We start from the raw sequence: 25,550 nt of genomic DNA, 5'->3' as shown, positions 1-25,550 counted from the left end.
CATAAAGAGTCCTCCGATACTGCGTTTGCCTGCCTCTTCGTCAGCAGCGCCTTCACGAGGGGGTTCACCCCACCTTCCCCTGCGATCCGGAGGGGGCGCGCATGCCGAGGCGCGCCATGCGCTTCTTCAGACCGTGGCGCGTGATGCCGAGGCGCTCGGCCGCGCGGCTGATGTTCCCCCCGGTCTCCGCGAGCGCGCGGCGGATCGGCTCGCGCTCGTCGTGCTCGGCCAGCGCGTGGCGCGCCTCGCCCGCGGGGCGCTCCGCGGCCGGCGGCGGAGCGGGACTGGCCGGCGGTCGCGCCTCGCCCGCGGGGCGCTCCGCGGCGGCGGGCGTCCGGCGCGCGCTCGCTCGCAGCGCGCTCGCCCGCACCCCCCGCGGGAGGTGCTCAAGGTCGACGCGGCGCACGCCCAGCGCGGCCAGGCGCTGGACCAGGTGCGCGAGCTCCCGCACGTTGCCGGGCCACGCGTAGGCGTCGAGCGCCGCGAGCGCTCGCGGCGCGATCTCGATGGGGGCGCCCATCCGATCCAGGTACCCGGCGAGCAGCAGCGGCACGTCGCCCTCCCGATCGCGGAGCGGCGGCACGTGGATCTCGATCGCGTTCACCCGGAAGAGCAGGTCCTGCCGGAACGCCCGCTCGGCGACCGCCTGCGCGAGATCCCGGTTCGTGGCCGCGACGATCCGCGCGTCGAACGGCCGCTCGTCGTCGCTGCCCACCGGGCGATAGCGCCGTGACTCCAGCGCCCGCAGCAGCACCGCCTGGCGCGGGAGCGGCAGCTCCCCCAGCTCGTCGAGGAAGAGCGTGCCGCCCTCGGCCCGGGCGAGCAGGCCGGGGCGCGCGCGCTCGGCCCCCGTGAACGAGGCCCGCGCGTGGCCGAAGAGCTCCGCCTCGAAGAGCGTGTCGGGCACGGCGCCGCAGTTGACGGCGACGAGCTCGCGCGAACGGCGCGGGCCGAGATCGTGGAGCGCGCGGGCGAAGAGCTCCTTGCCCGTGCCGGTCTCGCCGATCAGGAGCACGGGCAGATCGCTGTCGGTCGCCGCGTCGAGGCGCGCGAGCGCCCGGCGCAGCGCGGGGCTCTGGCCCAGGATGCCGGGGAAGCTCCTCCGCAGCGGGGCCGCGGGCACGACCGTGGTGTCGGCGTGCCGGAGATCGGGCGCGGGCTCCGCGAGCGAGGCGAGGCAGGCAGGCGCCGGGCCTTCGCGGCGCGGCTCCTCCGGCGCTCCGGGGCGGGCGAAGAGCCGCAGGAAGAGCCCCGCGAGCGACGCCCAGCGAGCGGCCTGCGCCTCCGTGACGGCATCGAAGCACGCCGGGCGGAACCGGTGCTCGACCACGAGGAGCGCGCGCGGAGGCCCGGGGAGCGCCGGACCCGGCGAGACCGCGCTCGCCGCCGGGGCGCGCGCGCCCGTCGAGGCGTGGTCTGCGCCGCCGCGCACCACGAGCCGCGAGCCGCGGCCGCCCGGCGTCTCCACGTCGCGCTGGTAGTGGACGGGCGCGGCCTGGCTCAGCGCGAGACGGGCCAGGTCGGGCGCGATGCGCCGCGCCGCCTCGGCGATCTCCAGCCCGTCGAGATCGGCGCCCCAGGCCGCGACCACCCGCCCCTGCTCGTCGACCACGGCGAGCAGCGCGCGCTCGGCCCCCGACTGCTGCACGAGGGCGCGGGCGAGCCCGATCGCTGCCTCCGCGGCGCCGTCCGCCGTGCCCCTCGCGCCGTCGCCCGCGGCCGCCACCGATGCGAGCCACGCCCAGAGCGCTTCATCCTCCCCGCTCGCCGCCGCTGTCATGCCTCGGCCAGCATACGCGCTGCCCGCCGCCGGTGCGCCCGGCCGCGCCGAGCGGAGCACGTCGAGCGCCTGCGCCTCCACCTCCGCGAGCATCGCCGCGCGCGCCCGCCGCGCGGCCCGGATCGCCCCCCGCGCCGCCCGCCGTGGCTCCGCTGGCAGCTTCGTGAGGTACACCTGCGCCTCCGCCACCTGGGCCCGCGCGTCCACGAGCGGATCGTTCGCTCGCACGCCCGGATCCAGCGCCGCGAGCGCCGCGAGCGCCCTCGGGCCGTCGCCGTCGAGCAACGCAACGTTCGCCCGCGCGATCACCAGATCGGCCTGGATCGCCGCAGGGAGCGACGCCGCGAGCGCCCACGCCTCCTCGATGCAGCGCTCCGCCGCGCGCGCGTCGCCGCGGCGCACCTCGATGTCCGCGCGCGCCGACAGGCACCAGCCGCGCCCCGCCACCTGACCCAGCGACCGCGCGAGCCGCATCGCCTCGTCGAGCGCGCGGAAGGCGTCCTCGTAGCGCGACGCCTTCCCGAGGGCGATCCCCAGGTTCATCAGGCACGAGCGCATGCCGGCTCGATCCCCGAGGCTCCGCTTCACCGCGAGCGACGCCTCGAACGTCCGCACCGCGTCGTCCACCTGGCCGCGGTAGAGCGCCACGATGCCCGCGTTGTGGTGGAGCCGCGCCACCTCTTCCACGTCGTCCACGCGCTCGCCTTCGACGTCGTCCACGCGCTCGCCCGCCGAGGGCAGCTTCGCCTGCGCCCCCGCGAGCCACGCCTCCGCCTCGCCCCAGTCGGCGCGCATCAGCGCCACGAGCCCCAGCGTCGACAGCGCGAACGCCTCGGCCGCCCCGCCGCCGAGCCTCCGCGCCGCCGCGAGCGCCGCGAGCGCCTGCTCCTTCGCCGCCGTCGCGTCTCCATCGCGCGCGCGCCTCTCCGCGCGCCGCCGCAGCGCGAGCACGAGCACCCGCTCGTCCCCCTGCGCCGCCTCGTCGAGCCACGCGACGACCTGCGGGTGCGCCGCGCCCACGCCCGCGTCGCGCGTCAGCCGCTCGAGCCTGCACAGGAGCGCCGGGGTCCTCCGGTCCGCGTCCTCGCCGAGCGCGAGCAGCGCGTCGATCTCCTCCGACCGCAGCCCGGCCTCGCGCGCTCGCGCCGCGGCCCGCTCGTGGAGCTGCGCGCGGCGGGCGCTCGTGCACGGCGCCGCCGCCGCCGAGAGGAGCGCCGACGCAGGCGCGCCGGGGTCCGCGAGCAGCGCCGCGGCGACCTCCTCGGCGATCTCCGGCGTGGCGAGCGCCGCCGCTAGGTCCCTCGCCAGGGCGGGAGCCGACAGCGTGGTGAGCGCGCCGGCCGCCGCCTCCCGCCTCGCGATGAGCGCGCCCGCCAGCAGCTCGCCGAGGGCTCGCTCGCCGGAGGCGCGCTGCTGCCCGCCGCCCCGCGCGTCCGCCCGCCCGCCGCGCCCGAACCCGAGAGAGCAGCGCGCCTCGGGCAGCGCGCCGCCCGCGATCGCGATCGCGGCGAGCGTCGCGCAGGCATCGGCCGACAGCCCGCGCACCCGCTCGAGCGCCGTGTCCTTCGTGAGCGGCACGCGGCCGAGCGACGCGAAGAGCCACCCCGGGTTCTTCCCCGACGCCACGGCGGCCTCTCGCACGCTCGCCTCGTCGTCCACGCCGAGCGCGCGGCACAGCGCGCCGAAGCTCGCGTCGCTGAGCGGCCCGAGCGCCACGCAAGCCGCGCCCTCGGGCGCGCTCCGGGCCGTCGCGATCACCTCGATCGCCGCGCCGCCGGGCGCCGCCGGCCGGCACCGGTACGCGTCGAGCGCGGCGCGGAGCTCGGCCGGGGCCTGATCCAGGTCGTCCAGCAAGAGCAGGAGCGGAGGCCCGTCGCGGGGCGGCGTCACGAACGGCGGCGCCTGCTCGGCGCCCCGGAAGAACGCGATGAGCCGCAGCAGGAGCGGGTCAGCATCGCGCGGGAACGCCACGTAGCGGGCGCTCCGCCCGGCGAGCAGCGCCCGCGTCACGAGTTCGCGGCCGAGGTGGCTCTTGCCGGCGCCGCTCGGCCCCGTGACATAACGCACGTGCCCCGACGGTGACGGCGCCTGCTGCAGCGCCTCGAGCTCGCGCTCCCGCCCGACGGGCGCGGGCGGCGCCCCGACGGCGATGCCCGCCTCCGCGGCCGCGACGCCGAGCTGCCGGAGCACCTCGCGGGCCTCGGGGGGGCGGTCTCGCGGGTGCAGCGCGAGCAGCGCCTCGATCACCTCGGCCACGCTCGGCTGGACCCACGGTGCGGCGTCGCGCAGCGGGCGCCGCGCGCGAAAGGGCCCGGGCGGGCGCCCCGCGGCCGAGCACCACGCGAGCGCCCCCAGGCTGTAGAGGTCGGACGCGGGCGAGGGCGCGCCCCCGGCGAGCAGCTCGGGCGCGGCGAACGCCGAGGTGAACGCGACGGCGCCGCCCGGCGCGCGCGCCCTCGAGACCGCCGCCCCGAGGTCGAGGAGCACGGCCTCGGCGCCGCCCCCGCCGAGGGGCCGCATCCGCACGTGCGCCGGCTTGAGATCGCTGTGCACGAACCCCGCGTCGTGCAGGGCGGCGAGCGTCCTCGCGACGCCGCCGAGCACGCCCGCGAGCCGCGCCGGGCGCTCTGCGGCCGGGCCCTCCTGCACCCACGCCGCGGCGTCGTCGCCGGCCACGTACTCCTCGACGAGGAAGGGCGCTCCCGTCCGCTCGTCCCGCCCGAGATCGTGCGCCCGCACCACGCCGGAGATGCGAAGGCGCGCGAGCAGCGCGAACTCGCCGAGCAGGGTGTCCTCGCGGAAGGCGCCCTGACGGAACACCTTCGCGACGAGCTCGCGCCCCCGCGCCTCGCGGTCGATCACGCGCCCCACGACGCCCTGCGCCCCCTGCCCGAGGATCTCGCCCGGCTCGTACCGAGGATGGGCCACGAACGGCTCGCGCCGCGGGGCGTGCATGGTGGAGAGGTTACTCGCGCGCGGCGCTCGCCGTCGCTCCCGCCGCGATGCGGGCGAGCAAGGGCTGGCCGTACGCGGGTTCGCCGAGGATCGTGAGCGCGCGGCGGAGACGCGGCTCGGCGAAGCGCCCGAGATCGTCGAAGTGGCGCTCGGCGTCGGCGGCGAGCGACGGGTCCGCGAGCCGCCGCGCCGCGCCGACGTCCGCTGCCTCGAGCTCGGGCGAGAGCACCTCGACGCGGAGCATCATGACGCGCACGACATCGGCAGGCGTGGGGATGATGGAGATCGGGATCGAGGCGTTGGTCCACGCCTCCGGAGCGAGGTAGAGCACACGGACGCCGGGCGTCCGGAACCACTGGCGCTTCCAGGTGTTCACCATGGCGACGGCCTCGTCGTGGTAGAGGCCGGTCGCGTCGAGGGCGTCGATCATGCTCGCGCCGAGCGACTCGACGAATGCGTCGAGCGGCGGCGCTCCGTCGAGCGAGGGGGCGCGCTCGACGAGCGTGCCGCCCGTGGCGATACCCTGGGGGTGCGCGACGAACGCCCCCGTCGAGGCGCCGACGTTGAGGACGAAGACGGCGCCGATCGCCTCGTCGAGGGTATTCTCGGCGGAGATCGCCCCGCCGGTGCCGGCCGTCACGCGGACGGGCAGGTCGAAGTTGCCGAGCCCTCGATAGAACAGGAAGCGCTCGTGCTGGGGCGCCTCCATCGCGCCGGGCACGCCTGCGATGCGGAGCGGGTTGGCGCCGACCTGGCGCGCGTGCGCCCACGTGAACCGATCGAGCGGCGCCTCGGGCAGGGGGATATCGCTGTCGCGCCCGAGGACCTCGATGTTGCTCCACTGGAGGAACCCGCGCGCGTTCGGGCCGTACATCTCTGAGCACATCGGCGAGCCAAAGGGGAAGTCGGGGTCGAACGCCGGGTCCGCGTACGTCGTCACGCCAGCAACGCTGCCGGGCGCGATGATGGGCGGGGAAAACTCGCGGACGGCAGGGTACCACTGCGTGAAGATCCCTTTGGGGAACCCTATCTCGACATGCGCGTCGAGCGGCTCCTCGGAGTAGAAGTAAGTGACCGGCGTCTCCATCTTCACGTTGACGCTCGTCGACATCGAGCCTTCGAGCGTGCCGGCTTCGAGCCGGTCATAGACGAAGGCGGGGAGGTCCTCCTCTTCGTGATGCAGCCCCGGTTGAAGCGAGCCGTCGGAGCCGACGACTACGGTGTCGGTGCCCCATTCGTGGACGATGAAGCCCTTGCCGGGGTACGCGAGATCCGGCGCCGGAGGCACGGCGGGCGCGGCCTGCTGGCCGGGAGAGGCGCCCTCGTGAGGCGCTGGACCGGCAGGATCGGCCGGCGCGTCGCCGGTCGAGCTGCCGCCGTCGGACGTTCCGGCGCACGCGGCGAGCAGGGTGGCGAGGAGAATGGGAAGCGTGAGGCTGTGGGATGTCGGTTCGGTTACCATGGTAAGGTCTCCTGCCAACCCCTGAAGCAGCTCTCGGGCCACAAGTCCAAACCATTGAATTTCAAAGGATATATCGCATCGCAACGGGGCGGTTACCAGAGGACGTGGTAACCGGAACGGCGGGGTGACCAGGAGCTGGTAACCGCTCGGCGTGCGCCTCCAGCTCCTCCGTTCGAAGGCCGTGGGCGTCGACCGGCACATGAACGACGTCGGCCCCCCCTGAGCCGTTCTCTCGGATGCTCCTGGACTTGGTCGCCGGCACGCCATCGAGAGCATAGACCTTGCAATGAGCCCGAGATGCGCGCTCGCGCGTCACGAGGTCGAAGATGCTGTTTCGGAAAAGGTTGAAAGGGTTGCACGTCGCGGTGCTCGCGACCGATGGATTCGAGCAGGTCGAGCTGACGATCCCGACGAAGGCGCTCCGCGCCGAGGGGGCCCACGTCGAGGTGCTCTCGCTCCGACGCGGGAAGATCCGCGGCCTGAACCTGTACTGGCCCGGCCGTACGGTGCGCGTCGATCGGGCGGTGGAGCAAGCGGCTCCGGCCGACTACGACGCCCTGCTCTTGCCGGGCGGCTTCATCAACCCCGACCTCCTCCGGCAGAGCCGAGCGGCGCGGGAGTTCGTCAGGGCCATCGACGAGGCGGGGAAGCCGATCGCCACGCTCTGCCACGGCCCGTGGATGCTCGCGTCGGCGGGGCGCCTGAACGGCCGGCAGCTCACGTCATGGCCTGGCATTCGGGACGATCTCGTGCATGCCGGCGCCGTCTGGCGCGACGAGGCCGTCGTGCGCGACGGGAACTGGGTTTCGAGCCGCGGTCCGCACGATCTGGCCGCCTTCACGCGCGCGATGATCGAGCTCTTCGCGGAGCGCGATTCGGCAGCGCCGAAGGGAGCGGCGTCACACGCGATCTCGGCCCCGCAGCAAAGCGCGCCTCCCCCGTGGGCCGTGGCCGGGATGGTGGCCCTGTCGAGGGCCTACACGGCGCGCCGGCTCCTCGGGGCGGCGGCGGTGCTCGGCGCCGGGATCCTCGCGCTCCGGCGGCTCGCCAGGCAGGCGTGACGACCCCGCGCCATGGCACCTCGGCGCCTGCTTCCGGGCGCCCGCTGCCATCCGCGGTACGTGGGGCATTTTCCGACGTTGAATCAGGACGGCGTGAGCCTCCCTCGACGCGGGTTCGACCCAAACGTTCGGCGCTGATGTGGAGCGTCGAGCCCACGCGCCTCGATGCCGAGCGGGCCCCGGCGGCATGGGCGGTGGCTTCGCGAACGGAGGATGGAGGACATCATGGTGCAAAAGAAGGTCTTCGGATTGATGGCCGGCGTCGCGCTCGCGGCCCTCGGGTCGGGCGTCGCGTTCGCGCAGGACAGCGGCCAGCCGGGAGGGACCGGCTCGGGCCGGGGACAGGGCTCTTCCTCCGGCACGAGGCAGGGCGGCGCCGGTCCGAGCCAGAGTCCCGCCGGCGGGACGTCCGGCATGAGGCAGGGCGGTACCGGTCCGAGCCAGGGTCCCGCCGGCGGGACGTCCGGCATGAGGCAGGGCGGCGCCGGTCCGAGCCAGAGTCCCGCCGGCGGGACGGGCAGCTCCGGCGGCCAGGGCGCCAGGTCGGGGGCGTCGCAAGGCCAGAACATGTGCGAGTGCGCGTGCAGCACGCCGGGCGCGAAGCCCCGCGGCTCGTCCGGCTCGGGCAGCGGTAGCCCGGGCGGTGGAAGCCGCTCCGGCACGCCTGGCGGCGGCAGCAGCTCCGGCGCGCCCGGCGGCTCCGGCACGCCCGGCGGCCATCGCTGACAGCGGCGATGGTGAGCACGAAACGTGATCGGGAACAGGCGAACGAACAGGCGATCTTCCTCGCCGGAGCGCAGGGTCTCTTTTATGTGATCGCCGGGATCTGGCCGCTCGTCAACCTACGTACGTTCGAGGCGGTCACTGGCCCGAAGAGCGACCGTTGGCTGGCGAAGACGACAGGTCTGTTGATCGCGGTCATCGGCACGACGCTCGTGATCTCCGCGCGGAGAAGCCGCATCCCGCTCGAGAACGAACGCCTGTGTCGGAGCGCCGGAGGAGCGCCAGCGCGGTGATGGGGACGCCGCGTGGCTGCCCATTGCGCTGCGTGTCACCGCCCGCCGTCATGCGGCAGAGCGCCCTTCTTCGCCCGCGCACCGCCCTGGCACAATGGTGCTGACCGGCCCGGCGGCGTATAGCCGCTCGCACCACCCATCCGCGTCTCGCCCAGCAAGATCCCGGCGATGCGTCATCTGTTCCCGTGTGGTGCGTCATCGCGTACAATCGATCCCACGATGAAATCTCCTGGCTTGTTCCGGTTGTTGGGATTGCTATTGGGCGCCGCAGCCGCTTGCGGCGGGGGCTCGAATCAGCCAATCGAGTCCGGGACCGGCGGCGCGGGCGGCAGCGAGCCCGATGGGTCCGGCGGAGCGAGCAGCGCGGGTGGAGCGGACGCTCAGCCCGGCGCCGGCGGCGCGGGCGGCCAGGCCGAGGCCACCTGGCCGACCGGTTGCGCAGAGCAGCCGGCGTCCATCCGGACCGAGGGCACACTCGTCGAGCTCGCATTCGAGCTCGTCCTCGGCGGTGAGCCGTTCCTGTTCGGCGAGCCGAACGTCGCGCCGGACGGCAGCACGGTCACGCCGCTCAACGTTCGCTTCTACGTCTCGCACGCGGCGCTGATCGGGGCGGACGGCGACCTCGTGCCCGTCGATATCGTCGGCCCGGACGGCGCCCCCACCCCTTACGGGGTCCACTTCTACAACGCCGAGGACCCGGGCTCGGCCGCGCTCCGGCTGCGCGCTCCGGCTGGCAGCTACGAAGGCGTCAGCTTCATCTGGGGCTTGCACCAGGCCTGCAACAGCTCCCGGCCCGAGACGAGCGTCGCGCCTCTGGCGGAAGCCTCCCAGATGACGTGGCCGCACACCGGCCACCTCTTCCTGCGCTACGAGGGCAACGTGGCTCCGCCGGACGAGGGGGATCCCGTCGATCCCGAGGGAGAGACGGCCGCGGTTCCGCCGGCGGTCCACATGGGAGGCAACCTGGTCGAGGATCTCGCGCCCAGGGTCGAGGTACGAGGCGCGCTGTCCGTGCCCGCGAGCGGCTCGACGGGCAAGGTCGTCCGGATCGTCATGGACGAGGTCTTCGCGGGCGCCACGGCGGACGTCGACATGACCGGGTTCGTCCCGCCGCCCGGGCCCGTGGGAGACGAGCTCCTCGCGGGTGAGCGCCTGCGGCGCGGCCTCCCCGATCGGACGGTGTTCACCTTCGGTCCGTGACGCCGCGCTCCAACCGTGGCGGGGCCATCGGCCTGGCGGCGCTGCTCCTCGCGGGCGGATGCGGCGACGACGGGCCGGCGGCCCCTGGACCTTTGCCGCCGCTCGTCACGGACGCCATCCCCGCCGGCTTTCCCGCGCGCACCGCGGCGGCCAGAGCGCCGACCGAAAACGCGCTCACCGAGGCGAGGGCCCAGCTCGGCAAGAGGCTCTTCTTCGACAAGCGCCTCTCTCGCACCGGCGAGATCGCGTGCGCGAGCTGCCACCGACAGGAGTACGCCTTCGCCGATCCGGTCCCCGTCTCCCAGGGGGTCGACGGCCGCCTGGGACAGCGGAACGCGCCCGCGCTGGTGAACCTCGCCTGGGGCGAGAGCTTCTTCTGGGATGGCCGCGCGGCCACCCTGGAAGAGCAGACCGGGAAGCCCATCGAGAACCCCGACGAGATGGATCTACCGCTCGCCGAGGCCGTCGCTCGTGTCGCCGGCGATGACGTCTATGTGAAGGCGTTCATGGATGCCTATGGCGGGCCTCCCGGCGAGGAGTCCTTGCGCAAGGCCCTCGCCAGCTTCGTCCGTTCGATCGTCAGCGCCGACAGCCCTTACGACCGCCACCGGCGCGGGGACGACACGAGCTTCGGAGACGCCGAGCGCCGCGGCCAGGCGCTGTTCCTGACCGAGCGGGCTGGCTGCTTCCATTGCCACCCGTCCGGAATGCTCACCAACGAAGGCTTCTTCAACAACGGCACTTACCTCGAGGGCGGCGACGTCGGGCGGCAGAGGATCACCGGACGCACGGGAGACCTTGGCAAATTCAAGGTGCCCGGTCTGCGGAACATCGCGGCGAGCGCCCCCTATATGCACGACGGATCGCTGGCGACGCTGGAGGAGGTGGTCGACCATTACGATCGCGGCGGGCTGGGCCATTTCTCGACGGATCCGCAGATCGACGAGCTGCGGCTCTCTCCGGACGAGAAGGCCGATCTGGTGGCGTTCCTGCGGTCGCTGACCGATACTGCCTTCCTCGACGATCCGCGGTACCGCCCCTGAGCGGCAAGCCCAGGATCTGCGTGGACCGCCATGATCACGCAGCTCCGGAAGAGCTTCAAGCGTCGCGCCGCCCGTCTCTCCGCGGACGCTCAGGGCAGCCATCGCGCGACGTCGACGATCTCCCGGGCCACCGCGACGACGCCTTGCGGTCCAGCGACGCGGGCGAACAACGGCGCCAGGTGCCCGAGGTCGTCCTTCGTCCAGTCGTCGAGGAGATCGGGCCGCGGCTTCCAGCCGAGCTCGTTCAGGAGTCTCTGGCAGAGGCGGCGCGCGTGCGGCTCGGTCATCCAGGCGGCCAGCGGGACCAGCGCGAAGAGCGCCTCGCCCTCGTCGCTCGGCTGTTCCAGAGCGCGCTCGACCAGATCGCGCGCAATCGCCGGCGCGTGGTCCGGCGAGGCCCCGGCGATCGCGACCAGGGCTGGCCAGTTGGCGCCGATCTCGCGTGACATGTCGAGGACCGCATCCGCCCCGAGAGCCCGGGTCCACGCAGCGGCGTTCCGCGCGAAGAGCAGGCGCGCGCCGTCGCTCGCCCGCAGATCGCCCGACAGCTGGGCCCAGGCGGGCTCGCGGACCGCGGCGGGCAGGTGCGCGAGCAGCGAGGATCGCACCTCGACCCGGTCCGACGGCTGGGGCAGCGTTTCCACCAGCGCGAGCCCGTCCTCCACGCGCCCCAGATCGCAGAGGCGCGCGGCGACGGCCGTCACCACCGGGCACCGGAAGCTTGCCGCAGCCGCGCACGCCTGGACCAGCGCGGACGCGGCGCCGGCAGGTGCGTGCGGCGCGAGCGCGCAGACGCTCCAGCACGCGTCCGGCGGAAGCCAGTCGCCCGAGAGCAGCGACAGCGCGAGCCCCAGCGCCTCCGACGCGCCCGCTTCCCGCTCCTCCGCGGGCAGGCCCGAAGCGAGGCGAGCGAGGACCATGTGCCGCTCCGAGGGGGGCAGCGCCTCGGACCATGCCCAGAGCCCGCGCACCGCCGCGGGAGACCATCGCGCGGCGGCCTCCGAGAGCAGCGGCAGCTCGTTGCTCCTCTCGTCGGCCGGGACCTCGGCGAACGCCTCGCGACCGAGGTCGCGCGCCTCGTCCTCGGGCAGCAGCGCCGCCAGAGACACGCGCGCGAGGCGGCTCTCTCTGGTCGGCTCGCGACCAAGCCGCGCCGCCGCCTCGCGCGCGGCCGTCACGCGCGCCTGCCCGTCGAGCGCCCACGCCACGGCGGCGAGCGCGCCCCCGCCGGCGTGCTCCTCGCTGGCGGCCTCGAGCGCCCAGCCGAGCACGACGGCGCGCTCGGCGTCGGGCAGCTCGTGCGCCAGCCGGATCAGGGCACCGGCGCGCTCCGCGGCGTCGGCGATCGGCCGCCCGGCCTCGAGGACGTCCTCGCCGACGCGCGGCATCTCGATGTCTGGTCCGGCGGAGCCCTCGCCTCCCTCGGCCCCTTCCTCTTCCTCCTCGTCCTCCTGCGCCGCCTGCGCAGCCAGCACACGCCGCGTCTCCTCGAAGCCAAGGATCGTCCGCACCGAGCTCGTCACGAGCAGGCAGCGGACCCGCGCGGCCAGCACCGCCACGACATCGCCTCCAGCCGCGGCATCGACCAGAAGGCGCGCCGCGCACGCCGCCGTCGCGTCCACGTCGGCGATGAACCCGGACGAGCCATCCGGGCGTGTCCGCCACACGTCGAGCCACGCCCTCGAGGCCAGCTCGATCCGCTCTGCGAGGCTCGCGCCGACCCGCTCCAGGTGAGCGCGCCAGTTCCGGCATACGTAGTCGGAGACCGTACCCGACGCGAACGCGCGCTTCCCGTGGTCGGCGAACCGGCGATCGACCACCGCACGCTCATGCGGCGCGAGCCGCCCTTCGATGGCCTCCGCCCAGGCCGGGTGACGGAGCGCGAGGCCCGACTCTCCGGCGGCGACCAGCGGTCCGCTCAGCTCGTTCCAGGCGCCGCCGCTCACCGTCGAGATCGCGAGGAGCTCCTCCTCCTCGATCGGCGCGAGCGCGCCTGCAAGCCATGGCAATACGGGGCGGATCGTGCCGCCGGCGCAGAGATCCAGGACGCCCGGAGCTCCGGCGGAAACGCTCGCAAGCGCCGGCGCCACAGCCGCAGGATCCTGCGCGAAGGCCTCAATGAGCGCGTCCACGAGAAGCGGCTCCCCGCCGCTCACCCGTGCGACGTCGTCCTTCACGCTGGCCGGCAGATCGCCAAGCCTCCGCCCGATCGCCTCCGCGACGTCGTCGACCGCGATCGGCGGCAGCGCGACCACCTCCGTCCCCTCCCGGAGCCCTCCCAGCGCCTCGATCGAGCGCGCCGACAGCACGGCGCGCACGCCGGGGCCGAGGTCTCGCAGGAATCGCTGCGCTGCATCGAGGGTCCAGGAGGCGCCCTCGTCGAACCCGTCGAGAATCACGACGAGCGGCCTGCTTCCGGGCGGGCGGCCCTCCTCGATCATGATCGCGAGGTCGCGCCGCATCTCCTCGACCCCGTGCGCCCGTTCGCCGATGCGCCGCGGCGTCCTAAGGAACAGAGCCACGCGAGCATAGAGGAGGTTCAGCGCCGTGGACTCCAGCGCCGTACCGAACCGGCGGCTCACGGGGACGAACGCTACCTCGTGCCGGCCCGCGCGGGCCAGCTCCAGCGCCCACGCGCCCAGCAGCATCGACTTGCCGCGCCCGCTCGGCCCGAGCAGCGCCACGCGCGCACCGCCATGCTCCAGCCACGCTTCGAGGCCCGCCACGGCGCCAGCGCGCGCTCTCCCGCCGAGGGGGGCGCTGCGGCAGCGCTCGACCTCGCGCCAGAAGTCGAGGACGCCGCGCTCCGCCGCCGCCGGGCCAGCGGCCGGCGCGTCCGGTGCTCGCGAAGGAGTGCTCATGTGCCTGCGAAGGGCGGCGTGCTCGATGGAGCGGTCCTGAACGGCATGGAGCGTCCCTTGTGCCAGACATTGCCGTTCCACGCCTTGCCGTCCGAGCCGATGACACCGTTCTTCTTGCCCGTGCCCCCGTTGTTCGCCGGGTGAAGGCCGAGCTCACGCATGACCTGCGCGCAGAACTTGCACGGATCCATGAGCAGACCGTCCTTGTCCGTCTTGGTCGTCATCTTGCCCTCCTTCACCTGTTTCTGCATCTCCTTCCTGATCTCGGTGTCTTCGGCCGCGGGGTCTTTCAATGTCTTGCCGTTCTTCTGGCGGTCCTGCCGGATGTCTTTCGCCAGGTTGTTCAGCGCCTCGATCTCGGCACACTGTCCGGCGCTCGATGGCTTCGGCCCCGCCACCTGGCCGTCGTCGAACTTCTTGTGGGCATTGTCGACCGCGGTCTGGAGCGCGGGGTCGAGCGGCCCCCCGAACGCGCTCGATCCGCGGTGCCTCTTGCCGCCGGCGGTCTCGATCTCGCTCGAGGCCTTGGCCATGAGCCCGTCCGGATCGATGAGCCGCGTCGGCTGGTTCTCCGCGTAGGCGAATCCATTGAGACCGCCGAAGATCCCGATCGGATCCGCGCTGATATAGCGACCCGCCTCGGGATCGTAATAGCGGTTGCGGTTGTAGCAGAGGCCGATCTCATCGTCCCAGTACTGCCCACGAAAGCGGATCGGCGTCGACACCGGCGCCAACGCGCTGCGCGCGGGCTCGACCTTTCCCCAGGCGCTCCGCCGCAGCTCGCACGCGACGGCGCCGTCGGGGCCGACGAGCCGCTCCGGCGTACCGATCTCGTCGTTCAGGTAATGATACCATTCGCCCTCCCCGGCGCGCTGCGCCCACGGCGCGCCGGCCTCGAAGACGTAGGTGCGTGCCTCTACGCTGGGGGCAGCCGCGTCGCCCGTGACCTGCCAAATTTCATGCACGAGCTCGGCGCCATCCCAGACGAACCTCGTCGCGCTCTCCGGCCGCAGCTCCCCGGTCGAGAGCCGCCGGGAGATCCGCTTGGCGACGCGCCGGGCATCCGGATCGTACGAGAACTCGACGACGGTGCCGTCGGCGCGCTCGACCGACTGCAAGAGCCCACGCGCGTCCCAGGCATATCGGGTGACCTCGAGCGCTCCGGCGGAGGTCCTGGCCCGCGTCTCCTTGAGGCGCGCGTCGTCGTCCCAGAGGAGCTCTGTGTCTCCCTTCCTGAGCAAGCGATTTCCAGGACCGTACGAGCGGTCCTTCTTGCCAGCGGCGACGTCGAACACGTTCCCGCAGGCGTCGTAGCGAAAGAGCTCGGCGCGCTCGTGCTCCGGGACGTTCGCCAGGATCTGGCTCGCAGGGTCGTACTCGAAGCGGCGCGTGCCGTACGCCTGGTCCCACGCCTCGACGAGCTCCGACGCAGGCGAGTATCGGTACGCCTGGTGCACCGTCACCGACGCCGGGGCCGGGCCCACCCATTCTGGTTCGTTCGGCCCGACGTGGACGCGGCTCGACGGCGAGCAGACGCGCCGCTCGACGAGGCGATCCATCACGTCCCACACGCTCTCGATCCGGCCGCCTCGCGGCAGGGCGCGGCAAACCTCACGCCCCGCGGCGTCGTACGCGATCCGGATCTCGTCTCTTCCGTCGAGGATCACCCTCTCGGCGAGCCCGCCGACGTTGCGAATCCACCTGGCGGAGTGACCGAGCGACGTGGTGCGTTCGACGACGTCACCCATCAGATCGAAGGTGCGCCGGATGGTCGCGGCCTCGCCGCCCACGATCTGGGTCTCCGACACGACCCAGCCGACGGCGTTGCGCTCATAGGTGAACGAGCCAGCGGGGCTGTCAGCGGCGATCAGGTCGCCGCGGGCGTCGTAAGTGAACCTCTCGACGCTGCCGTCGTCGAAGGTGCGCGCGATGAGCTGCCCGGCGAGGTCGTACGTGTACTCCGTCCTCTCGCCCGCAGCGTTCTGGAAGGAGATGATCCGGCCATTGTAATCGTACTTGGTTCGCGACACGCGCCCGTCGAACCCACGCTCGCTGGTCACCATCCCCGCGGTGTTGAGCTCGATCCTGTGGCGCTCCCCGAGCGCGTTCTGGATCTCGACAAGGCGCCCCTCACGGTTGTACCGGAACCGCGTGCTCTCTCCGTTCGGCTTGTGCACCTCGCAGAGCTTGTGGAAGCCGCCTCGCACGAACCGGGTCACCTGCTGGTTCGGCTGGAGGACCGCGGTGCAGTCCCCCATACCGTCGTATTCGTAGCGGGTCGTCCCGCCGTCGGGCCGGTAGACGCCGGTGAGGTTGCCGCGGTTGTCATAGGTGTACGACAGCACCGCGCCGCTCGTATCCCGGATCGAGCGGCACCGACCCCAGTAATCATAGGCCAGCTGCGTCTTGCCCCCGAGCGCGTCGGTCTTCTCGACCATGTTTCCGAGATCGTCATAGAGGTACGTCGTGCGGCCGCCGTTCGGCGCCACCGTCTCGATAAGCCGCCCGCGCCCGTCCTGGCGCACCTGGAACACCGCGCCGAGGGGGTCGGTCCAGATGAGCCCGTCGGGCGTCCGCCCGATCTCGGTGACGCCGCCCGCCGGATCGATCGCTCGGCGGACATGCCCGTCCGGATCGCGCTCGATCTTCGTCATTCGACCGAGCGGATCGGTGATGGAGAGCTCGCGGCCGAGGCGATCCCGCTGCCAGACGGTCATGGCGCCGACCGGATCGATGAACGTCCGGAGGTGCCCGTGCTCGTCGTACGTCCGGCTGAACACGGCCCCGGCGCTCACGGCCTTGTCGAGCTTGCCGAAGCGGTTCCCGAAGTAGCGATGAACCGCGATCGAGTCCGCGACTTCGACGTATCCGTCCTCTCCGAACTCCAGCTTGCAGTGGTAGATGCCTCTGGCGACCGTCTTCCCGTCGGCCAGGTGCGTCGGGACGTCCTCCGCCAGGCTGCGGTCGGGCCCATCGTCGTAAGCGCCCCACGTCTCGACGCAGCGGCGCCGATCGTCGTAGCGGAATGAGAACGTGAGCCCGGTGGGGCTCGTATGGGAGGTGAGGACGTGTTCCTGGTACGTGTAGCGCGTCGTGTATCCGTCGGCGTCGGTCGCGGACGAGAGATCGCCGGCCGCGTCGTAGCTGTACTGCGCGAGAGGCACCCAGACACCGCGCTCCCGCGCGTTCTTGATCTCGAAGGCGCCGATGCGCCCGTCGGGCGTCCGCCGGACCCGGACGATCCGTCCGACGCTGTCGGTGATCTCGGCGAGCACGCCGTCCCGGTACGAGAGCCTGATCTCGTTGTTGTATCGGTCCTTGATCGCGGTCAGCCGGTATCGCTTCCCCGTCGCTTCGGCGAACACGTACCAGCGGTCGTCGCCGGTATCGAGGACGAAGCCGCGCTCCTCCCGCGCGAGGACCCAGCCGTGGGGGCCCGGCGCGCCGGCGCCCACGGGCATCGCCTCGACATCGACCGGCCCATCGTCGGTCCAGACACGGATGATGCGCTGCCGCACCTCGATCTCCCACGCCAGCGAGTGGCTCCACCCGAACCCCAGCCCGACGTCGCGCTCGAACGCCGCCGTGGTGTACGACCGCACGATCGACAGCGGCAGCGGTCCCGGAAGCTCGACGTCGACGGCGGGAATCGTGAACACCCGGCCCGTCACCACGTCGACGGGGTCGCCCTTCGCAGCCATTCCCGATTTCTTGCCGCCATGGTGGTTCGGGCAGCCGGCGCCGTCGCCGCCTGCACTGCCACACGCGGACTTCCCGCCGCCGCTGGCGTCCTTGCCACCGTTGGATCCATTGCCGCCCTGTTTACCGCCAGAGCCGTTTCCTCCAGCGCCACCGCCCCCGCCACCGGCCCCGCCCCCTCCCATGATGAAGACGCCCGGGTTCATTCCAGGGATGGCGGGGATGTTCGGTACAGGCGCAGTGCGGGCCATGGTCGTCTCCCGGGTCTCGTGCGGTCTTGCCGCCGTGTGATCCAGACGAGCGTACACCGCCTGGCCCCCGGATGCACCCACGTGAGCCGCGGGCGGGGTGGCCAGCTCACCCGTGCTTGGAGCGTCGCTCGATCGTGGACACCGCGGTCAGGCGCAGGCGGCGCTCGAGCCGAGGCTCGCGATCATGCGCGCGAATCCGATGCTCGTCCGAGCACGACGCTCGTATTGATGCCGCCAAAGCCGAACGAATTGCTCAGGGCGACGCCGATGTCCGCCGCCTCGCTGGCCCGACCGACCAGCCTGCAAGGAGTCTCGAGGGGGTCGTCCAGGTTGAAGTTGCCGTGCACGAAACCAGCTCGCATCTGCACGAGCGTGGCCACGGCTTCAACGACCCCCGCGGCCCAGAGGCAGTGACCCGTCACGACCTTCGTCGAGTTCACCGGGACCTCCGCGCACCGCTCGCCGAGCACCTCCGCGATCGCCCGAAGCTCGACCTCGTCGCCCAGCGGCGTTCCGGTGCCGTGCGCGTTCACGTAGCTCACGTGGCTCGCGCTCGCACCTGCGTCGGCGAGCGCGCGGCGCATGGCGCCGACTTCGCCGTCAACGGACGGGCTCGAGCCGCTCTTCGCGTCGAGGACGATGCCGCCCCCGAGCACGCATCCGAGCGGCTCCGCACCCCTGGCACGAGCGGACGCAGCGCTCTCCAGCAACAGCGCGGCGCTCGCCTGGCCAGGGATGAGCCCCCCGTGGCGGCGATCGAACGGCCTGCAAGCTCGGTGCGGGGCGTCGAGGAAGAACTCGCCGCCGAGCGCGCCGATGCTGACGAGCGTCTGCATTTGAAAGAGCGACAGCTCGGCGAGCGCGCCGACGACGAGGCACGCATCGGCCTGGCCGCCGCAGACGAGGCGCGCGCCGTGAATGATCGCGACGTTTCCGGACGCCGACGCCCCGGCCACGCACATCCCCTCGCCGCGGATGTCGAACGCCTCGCTGACGCACCCAAGGACGTCGGTGTCAAGAATGCGGAGCGCCGCGCTCGGGCTCACGTAGGCGGGTTCTTGTCGGAAGGCCGGCAGCGCCTCCTGCTCGAATGCGTGCGTGAGGTTCTGCCCTCCGACGACGATGCCGATCCGCTCGCCGGAGAGCGCCGCGCCGGCCGGCCACAACGCCTCCGACGCCGCGAGGAGCGCGGCTTGTACGGCAAGAGGAGCTCGAGCGCCGAGCTTGCGCAGGCGCGGGTGAAGTTCGCCGGTCCGGCCTTGACCGCCGAACGCGACCTGAAGAACAGCCTCCGGCACCGGAGCCTCGATGTAGCCCGCGCGGGTCGAAACCGCGGGCGACGTGACCGTGAACGGCCGTGCCCCCTCGCGGAGCGCGCGCTCGAACGACGCGACCCCTGACCCAAAGGGGCCCACGATGCCCATGCCCGTGACAAGCACGCCTTTCATGCGAGCTCCGCTTCTCCTCGGGGCGTCGCCGTCAAGCGCTGAGCTTGCGATACAGGACGTCGACGAGCCCGCCGATGTTCTTCGCCTCGGCGAGCTCGCTGCCCGGCACCTTGATCCGCAGCGCCGCCATGGCCCCCACGACGATCTCCGCGCGATCGACGGAGTTGGCCCCGAGCTCCGAGAGACTCCTCTCCGGGCGCAGCAAGGTCGCATCCACCTCCGGAAGGACCATCACGATGTTTTCACGCACGATCGACAACACTTCATCACGCGTCATGACTCAACCTCCTCCTGGGCGCCCCTCATGCAGCGTCGCTGCATGAGCTTCATTTCCAACCGATGAGAGTTCAGCCGGCTGCCGGTCGGCCCCCCCCCGCGGCGAGCGGACCGACCGGGCTCGTGCCGGAACGAAAGCCTTGAGCCACGATGAGGCCGGTGAGCACCGTGGTCAGCAGCAAAATCAAGAACACGTCGCGAAACCCGTCGACCTGCGCCTGCAGCGGCGCTCGCAGCGGGCCCTCGCCCGAGGCCATGTCGACGTGCGACATGACACGCCACGACCAGAGCCCGGTGACCGTCGCGACGCCCACGGTCTGGCCCAAGAGCCGCGCCACCGACAAGAGCCCCGCCCCGATGCCCGTGCGCGCCGTCTGGATCGACGACATGATGGTCGCGCTGTTCGGTGTTTGGAAGAGCCCCACGCCGACCGCCAGGACAAGGAACTTCAGCGCATACTCGACCTTGCCTGTCTCTTGGGAGAGCGTGCTGATCGCGTAGAAGCCCACCGCCGTGATCAGCAGTCCGCCGAGGATGAGGCGGCGCGCGCCGAAGCGATCGCTCAGACCTCCCGCGAGCGGGGCAACCACGGTGAGCGCGATCGGGGTCACGGCGAGGAGCAGCCCCGTGGTTCGAACGCTGAGGGCGAGCACGTTCTGCAGATAGAAGGGCATCAAAACCAGGGTCCCGCCGAGAGCGATCGAATTCAGCACCGCCCCCGCCAGGTTCGTGCTGAAAAGCGCGTTCCTGAAAATCCGCAGATCGAGGAGGGGCGTCTTGACCTTGAGCTCGACGACGACAAAAGCGATGAACGAGCCCACGCTGACCGCCCAGAGCGCCGCCGCGCCCTCGGGACCCATCCCCGAACGCTCGCCCCCGGTGATCGCGATCACCAGGCTTGAGATCCCGAGAAAGAGCGCGGTGGCGCCCAGAAGATCGAACGACTCGTGCGCGGCCGGACGCGTCGACGGAATATCGCGCAGAGCGCGCACCGCCGCGAACAGGCCGATGGGGACGTTGATCAGGAAGATCCAATTCCAGCCCAGCGAGGAGACCAGAACGCCACCGAGCCCCGGCCCCAGAATGAGCCCCAGGGAGACGGTCGCGCCCATCATGCCGAACGCCTTCCCGCGCTCGGCCGGCGCGACGAGCTCGGTCACCAAGGCGGGCCCGAGCGCCAGCAGGATGGCGCTTCCGACGCCCTGGACCGCGCGTCCCAGGAGCAGCCACCCGGCGTTCCAGGGGACCGCGCAGACCGCGGAGCCCGCGGTGAAGATAACGATACCAGCGATGTACAACCGCTTCTTGCCGAAGATGTCGCCGAGACGGCCCATCGCGAGCACGAGCCCGCTCGTGACGACCAGGTACGAGAGTACGATCCACTGCAGGACCACAAACGAGCCGTGCAAGGCTTCCCCGATCGAGGGGAGCGCAACGTTGACGATGCTGCTGTCGAGCATCGACATGAAGATGCATACCAGCACCACCACCATTGCCCGGCTCAGTCCGCCCTTGACAACTTGATCGTTTTTTGCGTTTTCCATGATCTCACCCAGCCAGATAAGCGGCGTCCGCGACCGAGTCAAGAAATACCGGTTTCAGAGCCGCGCCTCCTCCCGCTCATCGCGCTGCGCGCGCCGCATATGGTCTTCTGCGCCGCGCATCAACAGCACAGCGATGGAATCGACGTGTCGCGATCGCCAGCTCTCGTAAGGGGTGCTCCTGACCCATTCATTGAAGGCGGCCATCGCCGGTCCGCACTGCACCTGATAATCCGTCTTTTGCTCCGCGCTGCCCCGCAGCGCCAGGCGCGTCGAGTGCACGAAATACCAGCGGAAAATGGCCGCCATTTTGGCCTTCGGGCTTCGCTCCATCTCCCGAAGACGCGCCGGGTTCGACCTTTCGAAATAGCTCCGCGTTTCGTCCCATACCTCCGCGAAGCTCCGGCATAGATAACGCTCCTCAATCCGCCGGCGGACCTGCGGGTCGATCTCGTCCAAAGACGAGTGGCGGCGATACAGCTCGTAGAGCTCATTGGCCCGAGGCGCGAAGAGAAGGCCTCGACCGACCACCTGCACGCGAGCTCCCAGCTCGAACATATCACCGGCGGGCGCGTAGGCGGTGTCGCCGAGGGCTACCCGCTGGAGCAGATCTTTGACCGCGTCGCTCGTCCCCGCCTCGACCGTGCACTGATTGATCGAGCCGGTGAGCACGAAGTCTGCGCCCATCAGGAAGGCGGCCGCGGCGGACTCGGGGGCCCCGATTCCCCCCGCCGCCCCGACGCGTACGCTCTTCGCGTAGCCTTGCGCCCTGCACACGCGATCGCGCAGCCGAAGAATGCATGGCAGGAGCACGATCAGGACACCTCGATCGGTGTGCCCGCCGGAGTCGGCCTCCACGCAAATGTCGCTCGCGACGGGCGCGCGCAGCGCGACCTCTGCCTCTTCTGCGCTGAGCCGCCCCGCAGCGCGCAGCCGCTCGACGACCGCCGGGGGAGCGGGACGTAGGAACGACTCGGCGATCTCCGCGCGCGAGACCTTCGCGATCAGACGGCGGCGCACAGCCGGCTCGCCGTCAGCCCCCCAGCGTGCCCCTTTGAATCGATACCACACCACACCGTCGCTGATCTGCGTGAACGCGGCCGCCTCGACGTTGACCACGTTGGCCTTCAAGAGCAGCTCTACGGTGGCCATTTCCAGCCTGGGGTCATCAAGGTTCGCGAGGAGATTTGCGCCGAACGCCCGCGTCGGACCGAGCTCTCCCTGGATCCTGTCGAGCTCCCGTTCAATCTGCGCGAGCGGCATTCCCCCCGTCCCGAGGAAGCTCAAGAGGTTCGCCCGCCCCATGCGAATGACGAGATCACTCGAAGCGATGCCCTTGTACATCGCCCCTGCCACATAGGCGAGGTCGACCCCGTAATCCTTACGAAATTCAGCGCTCCCAAGCATCAGGCGCGGGCTCCAATCTCGTCCGGCCGCGCGCGCGACGTCCCGCCGTGCACCGCCGCGTCGATACGCGTGATCGCCTCGCTGAGCATCTCCCGAGCGCCGCCGAACGGCGTCATGATCGGCACCACAGTCGCCTCCGTGTGGCCCGGCAGGATGTTCTTGACGAAGGTGGCCAAGGTCCCAGACGGGCTCAGATCGACGTACACGTAACGTTCCGGGTGCTCGAGCTTCTCTATCGTATCGGCGAAGCGCACCGGCGTCCGGATCACCTGCCAGATATGCCGGTGATCGAAGTGCGACACCGGGCCGGTGGTGGCGCAGGATATCAAGGCGACCCGGGGCGGCGCTGGCGGGGACGAGAGCTGCAGCGCTGGGCTGACACGCGCCAGCGGATCGAGCCACCGCGAGTGAAACCCGTACCGCACCGGCAAGCGGACCTGGAGGACGTTCCGCCCCCGCAGCTCCGCCTCGACCTGAGCAAGGGCACCGAGCGACCCCGCGACGACGAAGTGTCGCTCGAAATTGACCGAAACGAGCTCGCATCCGGCGAAGAGCCGGGGCTCGTCGTGGAACAGGCGCACGTCGCCGATGATGGCCGTCATTCCGGCTTCCGAGCAGCGCTCGACCACGAGCTCGGCTTGCCGGAGAACCGCCATGAACACGTCCTCGAACGGCGCCACGCCCGAGACCGCGGCCGCCGCGAACTCGCCCAGGCTGTAACCGATGAGCACGTCGGGCTCGACACCCCGCACGAGGAGCGCCTGGGCGAGCGCGAACTCCACGAGGACGATGGCCGGGTGCGTCTCCGAAATATGGTCGAACGGGTCGGCCCTGCTCCTCGACCTGTCGAACATGACCTCGATGAGCGAACGGCCCTTCACGCGCCGGAACAGCTCATCGCCGCGTAGGAGCCACGTCCGAAACGTCGAGTCCGCGTCGAAGAGCTCGCGCCCCATGTGATAGTGCTGCGAGCCTTGTCCGCCGAACATGAAGACGACGGGTCTGCCTCGGGCGTCCATGGGATCATCTCTCCGTGTGATTCTTTGCAAAGCTCACCGACAACAGATCTCGATCCGACCGACGGCGGCCGAGACGGGCCTGGTGCCCGCGCGACGTGAGCGAGGCGCGATCGTTCACTTCAAGATTCGCTTCAAGAGCGGCGTCAACACCGGTCGAGCAGCCACTTCGACCCACTCCGTCACGCCGCGCAACGCCATGTACCGGACGCTCTCGCTCCACCGAACGACCCCCGTGATCTGCTGCGTCAGCCCCGCGGCGATTCGGCCGTTCGCGTACGGGAGAGCGCGAAGGTTCGACACCACGGGGATCTTCAGCCTCGCGAACTGAAACGTCTCGACGAGCCTCCCGAACTCGGTCTTCGCCTCCTGCATGTAACGGGAGTGGAATGCGCCCCCGACCCGCAGGATGTGGTACACGGCACCGGCCTCCTCGAACACCTTCTTCGCCGCCTCGATCTCCGTCTTCGGCCCGGCGATCGCGAACTGCGAGGGCGAATTGAAGTTGGCCACATCGATGTTCACGATGTCGTTCTTGATGAACAGCTCGCGGATGTCATTCTCTCCGAACCCGACCACCGCGGCCATTCCACCGCCTTTTGACGCGCCCATGAGCGCGCCGCGCTTCTTGACCAGGCGCAGCCCGTCCTCGAAGCTGAATGCGCCAGCCGCGAGGAGCGCGTTGTATTCGCCCAGCGAGTGCCCCGCGCAATAGTCAGCGGGACCCGATCCGTCGCGAACCTTCTTCATGTAGGAGAGGGCGTTCACGACATAGATCGCGGGCTGCGTGTACTCGGTGTTGTCAAGCCTGCCGTCCCCGTCGCTCAGGCAGAGCTCTTCGATCGAGTAGCCAAGGACGTCGTTGGCGCGGGCGACGTACTCCGGGAACTCCGCGAAGAGCTCGCGGCCCATCCCACGCGACTGCGATCCTTGACCCGCAAAAATATAGGCCTTCATCAGGAGTACCTCGGTTCGGGGCGGTTCATCGGCCGGAGCGGCGTTCCCATGGAAACGTGCGAGCCTCGACGAAGTTGCGGATGTTCTCCTTCACGGTCGCCGAAGCGCCGAGCCGCGCCGTCTCTTCAACAGCGGCCTGCTCCATCGCCGTGTCGATGATCCACATCTTCCGAAAAAAACCCTTGAGCTCGCTCACCGTGTCGGCAGTGATTCGGTTCAGCCGTATGCGAATGACCCTCTCGAGCTCGTCCAGATCAGGGCCGAGGTAGTCGACGAGCTGCAGCCGGTGAGCCTCCTCAGCAGAGATGGACGCGGCGGTGAGCGTCATGCGAAACGCGGCCTGAAACCCGACGCGGCGAACCAGGTACGGGACGACGTTGGACGGAAGCAGCCCCCAGAGGGCCTCGGTCAAGGTGAAGGTGACCTTGGGAGTCGCGAGCACGAGATCGCTCGCGGCGACAAAGCCGACGCCGCCCGCCGTGACCGCCCCCGCGACGCGCGAGACGACGACTCGACGGGAGGTCGCCATCCGCTTGAGCGTGAGCATGTACTCTTCGGTCCTCTCGTGCATCGTCCGAAGGTCTACCTGATCGGCGAGCTTGGCCATCTCGTCGAAGTCCATACCGGAGCAGAAGATGTCCCCGTCGGCCTGGAGCACCACCATCCGGCAATCCGGAGCGGCCTCGGCCAGGTCGAGCGCCGCGTTCAACTCCCGGAGCAGAGCACGGTTGATCGCGTTTCTGTGCTCCGGTCGATGCAGCGTGATCCGCGCGGCGCCGCCGCTGTTCTCATAGCGAAGTGTCTCGAACGTCACGGCATTCACTCCTCAGTATCCGAATTCGAGCTCTACCCGAGCGCGGACCTCGGGCAATTTGAACGTGATCTCATGCATCTCGAGCTCGCGGCTCACGGCGCGAGGGAGCTCGTCGCGAAGCGCTTGCGTCATCGTCGCCTTCAGAAGCTTGAGCGATGTGACGGGCTTTGAAGCGAGATCCGCGGCGATGGTCAGGGCCTGCTGCAGCACGCGGTCGCGCTTGACGACCTGGAAGGGCACACCGCGGCGTCGCAGCTCCTCCCCGTGGAAGCCGTTGGCCGTCAGGAGCATCTCGTGCGCGAGCGCGGGCCCGAGCCGGTGCGGAAGAAGGCACGTCGCTCCGACGCCGGGCGTGAAGCCGTAGCGCATGAAGTTGGCGCTGTAGATCGACTCCTCGGCCAAGATCACGATGTCCGCGTACAAGCCGAAGACCAACCCGCCACCGAGGGCGTGGCCCGCCATCGCGGCGATCGTCGGGATCGGGCAATCGAGCAGCGCCCGATAGAAATGACCGACGGCGAAGGTGTAGTTGCCCTCGATGAGCTCGAGCAGCTCGCTCCGGCTGCCGCCGCAGCAGAAATGCCGTTCCAGTCCCGACACGACGACGCAGCGCACCTCCGGATGCCGGGCGACCTCGGCCAGCTTGTTCGTCAACTCTTCGATGAGGGCGCGCGAGAACATGTTCTTGCTTGCACGATCGCACAGCATCAAATGCGCGATGTGATCGGAGCGAAATTCGAGCAAAACGATGGGCTCCACCTGC

The 25,550-nt window shown here is 70.9% G+C and carries 17 protein-coding genes; 5 read left to right on the top strand and 12 right to left on the bottom strand.

The genetic code is table 11. The features are described from left to right. Nucleotides 1-64: 64 nt before the first annotated feature. A complete protein-coding gene (locus WMF14_RS18390; RefSeq protein WP_437802585.1) occupies nt 65-4,735 on the bottom strand; it encodes a sigma 54-interacting transcriptional regulator in 4,671 nt (1,556 codons plus the stop codon). A 10-nt stretch (nt 4,736-4,745) separates the two neighbouring features. Then, the gene (locus WMF14_RS18385) at nt 4,746-6,197 is read right to left on the bottom strand and encodes a hypothetical protein (protein ID WP_437802583.1); all 1,452 of its coding nucleotides are present in this window, start codon (nt 6,195-6,197) and stop codon (nt 4,746-4,748) included. 326 nt (nt 6,198-6,523) lie between these two features. Here WMF14_RS18385 and WMF14_RS18380 point away from each other — a divergent pair, with 326 nt between their 5' ends. The 5 genes from WMF14_RS18380 to WMF14_RS18360 all read left to right on the top strand — a co-directional run bounded on the left by WMF14_RS18380 (nt 6,524) and on the right by WMF14_RS18360 (nt 10,517). Further along, a complete protein-coding gene (locus WMF14_RS18380; protein ID WP_437802581.1) occupies nt 6,524-7,258 on the top strand; it encodes a type 1 glutamine amidotransferase domain-containing protein in 735 nt (244 codons plus the stop codon). A gap of 225 nt (nt 7,259-7,483) precedes the next feature. After that, on the top strand, nt 7,484-7,984 hold the full coding sequence (locus tag WMF14_RS18375) for a hypothetical protein (RefSeq protein ID WP_437802579.1): 501 nt from the start codon (nt 7,484-7,486) through the stop codon (nt 7,982-7,984). A gap of 8 nt (nt 7,985-7,992) precedes the next feature. Then, complete coding sequence (locus WMF14_RS18370; protein ID WP_437802577.1) at nt 7,993-8,274, top strand: hypothetical protein; 282 nt, start codon at nt 7,993-7,995, stop codon at nt 8,272-8,274. A 258-nt stretch (nt 8,275-8,532) separates the two neighbouring features. Continuing rightward, the gene (locus tag WMF14_RS18365; protein ID WP_437802575.1) at nt 8,533-9,474 is read left to right on the top strand and encodes an MbnP family protein; all 942 of its coding nucleotides are present in this window, start codon (nt 8,533-8,535) and stop codon (nt 9,472-9,474) included. After that, the gene (locus WMF14_RS18360) at nt 9,471-10,517 is read left to right on the top strand and encodes a cytochrome-c peroxidase (protein ID WP_437802573.1); all 1,047 of its coding nucleotides are present in this window, start codon (nt 9,471-9,473) and stop codon (nt 10,515-10,517) included. The genes WMF14_RS18365 and WMF14_RS18360 overlap by 4 nt, the downstream gene beginning before the upstream one ends. Before the next feature lie 89 nt (nt 10,518-10,606). On the opposite strand, the gene WMF14_RS18355 is transcribed toward WMF14_RS18360, so the two are convergent. The 10 genes from WMF14_RS18355 to WMF14_RS18310 form a co-directional block, all read right to left on the bottom strand. Then, a complete protein-coding gene (locus tag WMF14_RS18355; RefSeq protein ID WP_437802571.1) occupies nt 10,607-13,378 on the bottom strand; it encodes a hypothetical protein in 2,772 nt (923 codons plus the stop codon). Continuing rightward, complete coding sequence (locus WMF14_RS18350; protein WP_437802569.1) at nt 13,375-17,328, bottom strand: RHS repeat-associated core domain-containing protein; 3,954 nt, start codon at nt 17,326-17,328, stop codon at nt 13,375-13,377. The genes WMF14_RS18355 and WMF14_RS18350 overlap by 4 nt, the downstream gene beginning before the upstream one ends. Before the next feature lie 182 nt (nt 17,329-17,510). Next, nucleotides 17,511-18,776, bottom strand: a complete 1,266-nt coding sequence (locus WMF14_RS18345) for a beta-ketoacyl synthase N-terminal-like domain-containing protein (RefSeq protein WP_437802567.1) — start codon at nt 18,774-18,776, stop codon at nt 17,511-17,513. A 31-nt stretch (nt 18,777-18,807) separates the two neighbouring features. Continuing rightward, nucleotides 18,808-19,053 carry an acyl carrier protein gene (locus WMF14_RS18340; RefSeq protein ID WP_437718144.1) on the bottom strand — a complete coding sequence of 82 codons (246 nt, stop codon included), beginning with the start codon at nt 19,051-19,053 and terminating at the stop codon, nt 18,808-18,810. Nucleotides 19,054-19,123: 70 nt separating this feature from the next. Continuing rightward, nucleotides 19,124-20,596, bottom strand: a complete 1,473-nt coding sequence (locus WMF14_RS18335) for a DHA2 family efflux MFS transporter permease subunit (protein ID WP_437802565.1) — start codon at nt 20,594-20,596, stop codon at nt 19,124-19,126. A gap of 54 nt (nt 20,597-20,650) precedes the next feature. Continuing rightward, nucleotides 20,651-22,000, bottom strand: coding sequence for a PfaD family polyunsaturated fatty acid/polyketide biosynthesis protein (locus WMF14_RS18330; protein WP_437802563.1), 1,350 nt, complete (start codon nt 21,998-22,000; stop codon nt 20,651-20,653). After that, entirely contained in the window at nt 22,000-23,019 is a 1,020-nt protein-coding gene (locus WMF14_RS18325) for an acyltransferase domain-containing protein (RefSeq protein ID WP_437802561.1), read from the bottom strand. The genes WMF14_RS18330 and WMF14_RS18325 overlap by 1 nt, the downstream gene beginning before the upstream one ends. Nucleotides 23,020-23,133: 114 nt before the next feature. Beyond that, nucleotides 23,134-23,973 carry an ACP S-malonyltransferase gene (fabD, locus tag WMF14_RS18320; protein WP_437802559.1) on the bottom strand — a complete coding sequence of 280 codons (840 nt, stop codon included), beginning with the start codon at nt 23,971-23,973 and terminating at the stop codon, nt 23,134-23,136. 25 nt (nt 23,974-23,998) lie between these two features. Continuing rightward, the gene (locus WMF14_RS18315; protein WP_437802557.1) at nt 23,999-24,787 is read right to left on the bottom strand and encodes an enoyl-CoA hydratase-related protein; all 789 of its coding nucleotides are present in this window, start codon (nt 24,785-24,787) and stop codon (nt 23,999-24,001) included. A 12-nt stretch (nt 24,788-24,799) separates the two neighbouring features. Beyond that, nucleotides 24,800-25,546 carry a polyketide synthase gene (locus WMF14_RS18310; RefSeq protein WP_272098411.1) on the bottom strand — a complete coding sequence of 249 codons (747 nt, stop codon included), beginning with the start codon at nt 25,544-25,546 and terminating at the stop codon, nt 24,800-24,802. Nucleotides 25,547-25,550 lie beyond the last annotated feature (4 nt).

It is taken from the genome of Sorangium sp. So ce693, assembly GCF_051521375.1.
GTDB classification, from domain to species: domain Bacteria; phylum Myxococcota_A; class Polyangia; order Polyangiales; family Polyangiaceae; genus Sorangium; species Sorangium atrum.
Note: the sequence above shows the minus strand (reverse complement) of the source record. Positions and strands in the feature narration are given on the sequence as shown.

Excerpts from the sequence above, each read along its gene's own strand:
- WMF14_RS18380 (WP_437802581.1), top strand. The coding sequence starts at position 6,524 with ATGCTGTTTCGGAAAAGGTTGAAAGGGTTGCACGTCGCGGTGCTCGCG.
- WMF14_RS18390 (WP_437802585.1), bottom strand. The coding sequence starts at position 4,735 with ATGCACGCCCCGCGGCGCGAGCCGTTCGTGGCCCATCCTCGGTACGAG.
- WMF14_RS18355 (WP_437802571.1), bottom strand. The coding sequence starts at position 13,378 with ATGAGCACTCCTTCGCGAGCACCGGACGCGCCGGCCGCTGGCCCGGCG.
- WMF14_RS18370 (WP_437802577.1), top strand. The coding sequence starts at position 7,993 with ATGGTGAGCACGAAACGTGATCGGGAACAGGCGAACGAACAGGCGATC.
- WMF14_RS18385 (WP_437802583.1), bottom strand. The coding sequence starts at position 6,197 with ATGGTAACCGAACCGACATCCCACAGCCTCACGCTTCCCATTCTCCTC.
- WMF14_RS18330 (WP_437802563.1), bottom strand. The coding sequence starts at position 22,000 with ATGCTTGGGAGCGCTGAATTTCGTAAGGATTACGGGGTCGACCTCGCC.
- WMF14_RS18350 (WP_437802569.1), bottom strand. The coding sequence starts at position 17,328 with ATGGCCCGCACTGCGCCTGTACCGAACATCCCCGCCATCCCTGGAATG.
- WMF14_RS18325 (WP_437802561.1), bottom strand. The coding sequence starts at position 23,019 with ATGGACGCCCGAGGCAGACCCGTCGTCTTCATGTTCGGCGGACAAGGC.
- WMF14_RS18345 (WP_437802567.1), bottom strand. The coding sequence starts at position 18,776 with ATGAAAGGCGTGCTTGTCACGGGCATGGGCATCGTGGGCCCCTTTGGG.
- WMF14_RS18340 (WP_437718144.1), bottom strand. The coding sequence starts at position 19,053 with ATGACGCGTGATGAAGTGTTGTCGATCGTGCGTGAAAACATCGTGATG.
- fabD (WP_437802559.1), bottom strand. The coding sequence starts at position 23,973 with ATGAAGGCCTATATTTTTGCGGGTCAAGGATCGCAGTCGCGTGGGATG.
- WMF14_RS18335 (WP_437802565.1), bottom strand. The coding sequence starts at position 20,596 with ATGGAAAACGCAAAAAACGATCAAGTTGTCAAGGGCGGACTGAGCCGG.
- WMF14_RS18375 (WP_437802579.1), top strand. The coding sequence starts at position 7,484 with ATGGTGCAAAAGAAGGTCTTCGGATTGATGGCCGGCGTCGCGCTCGCG.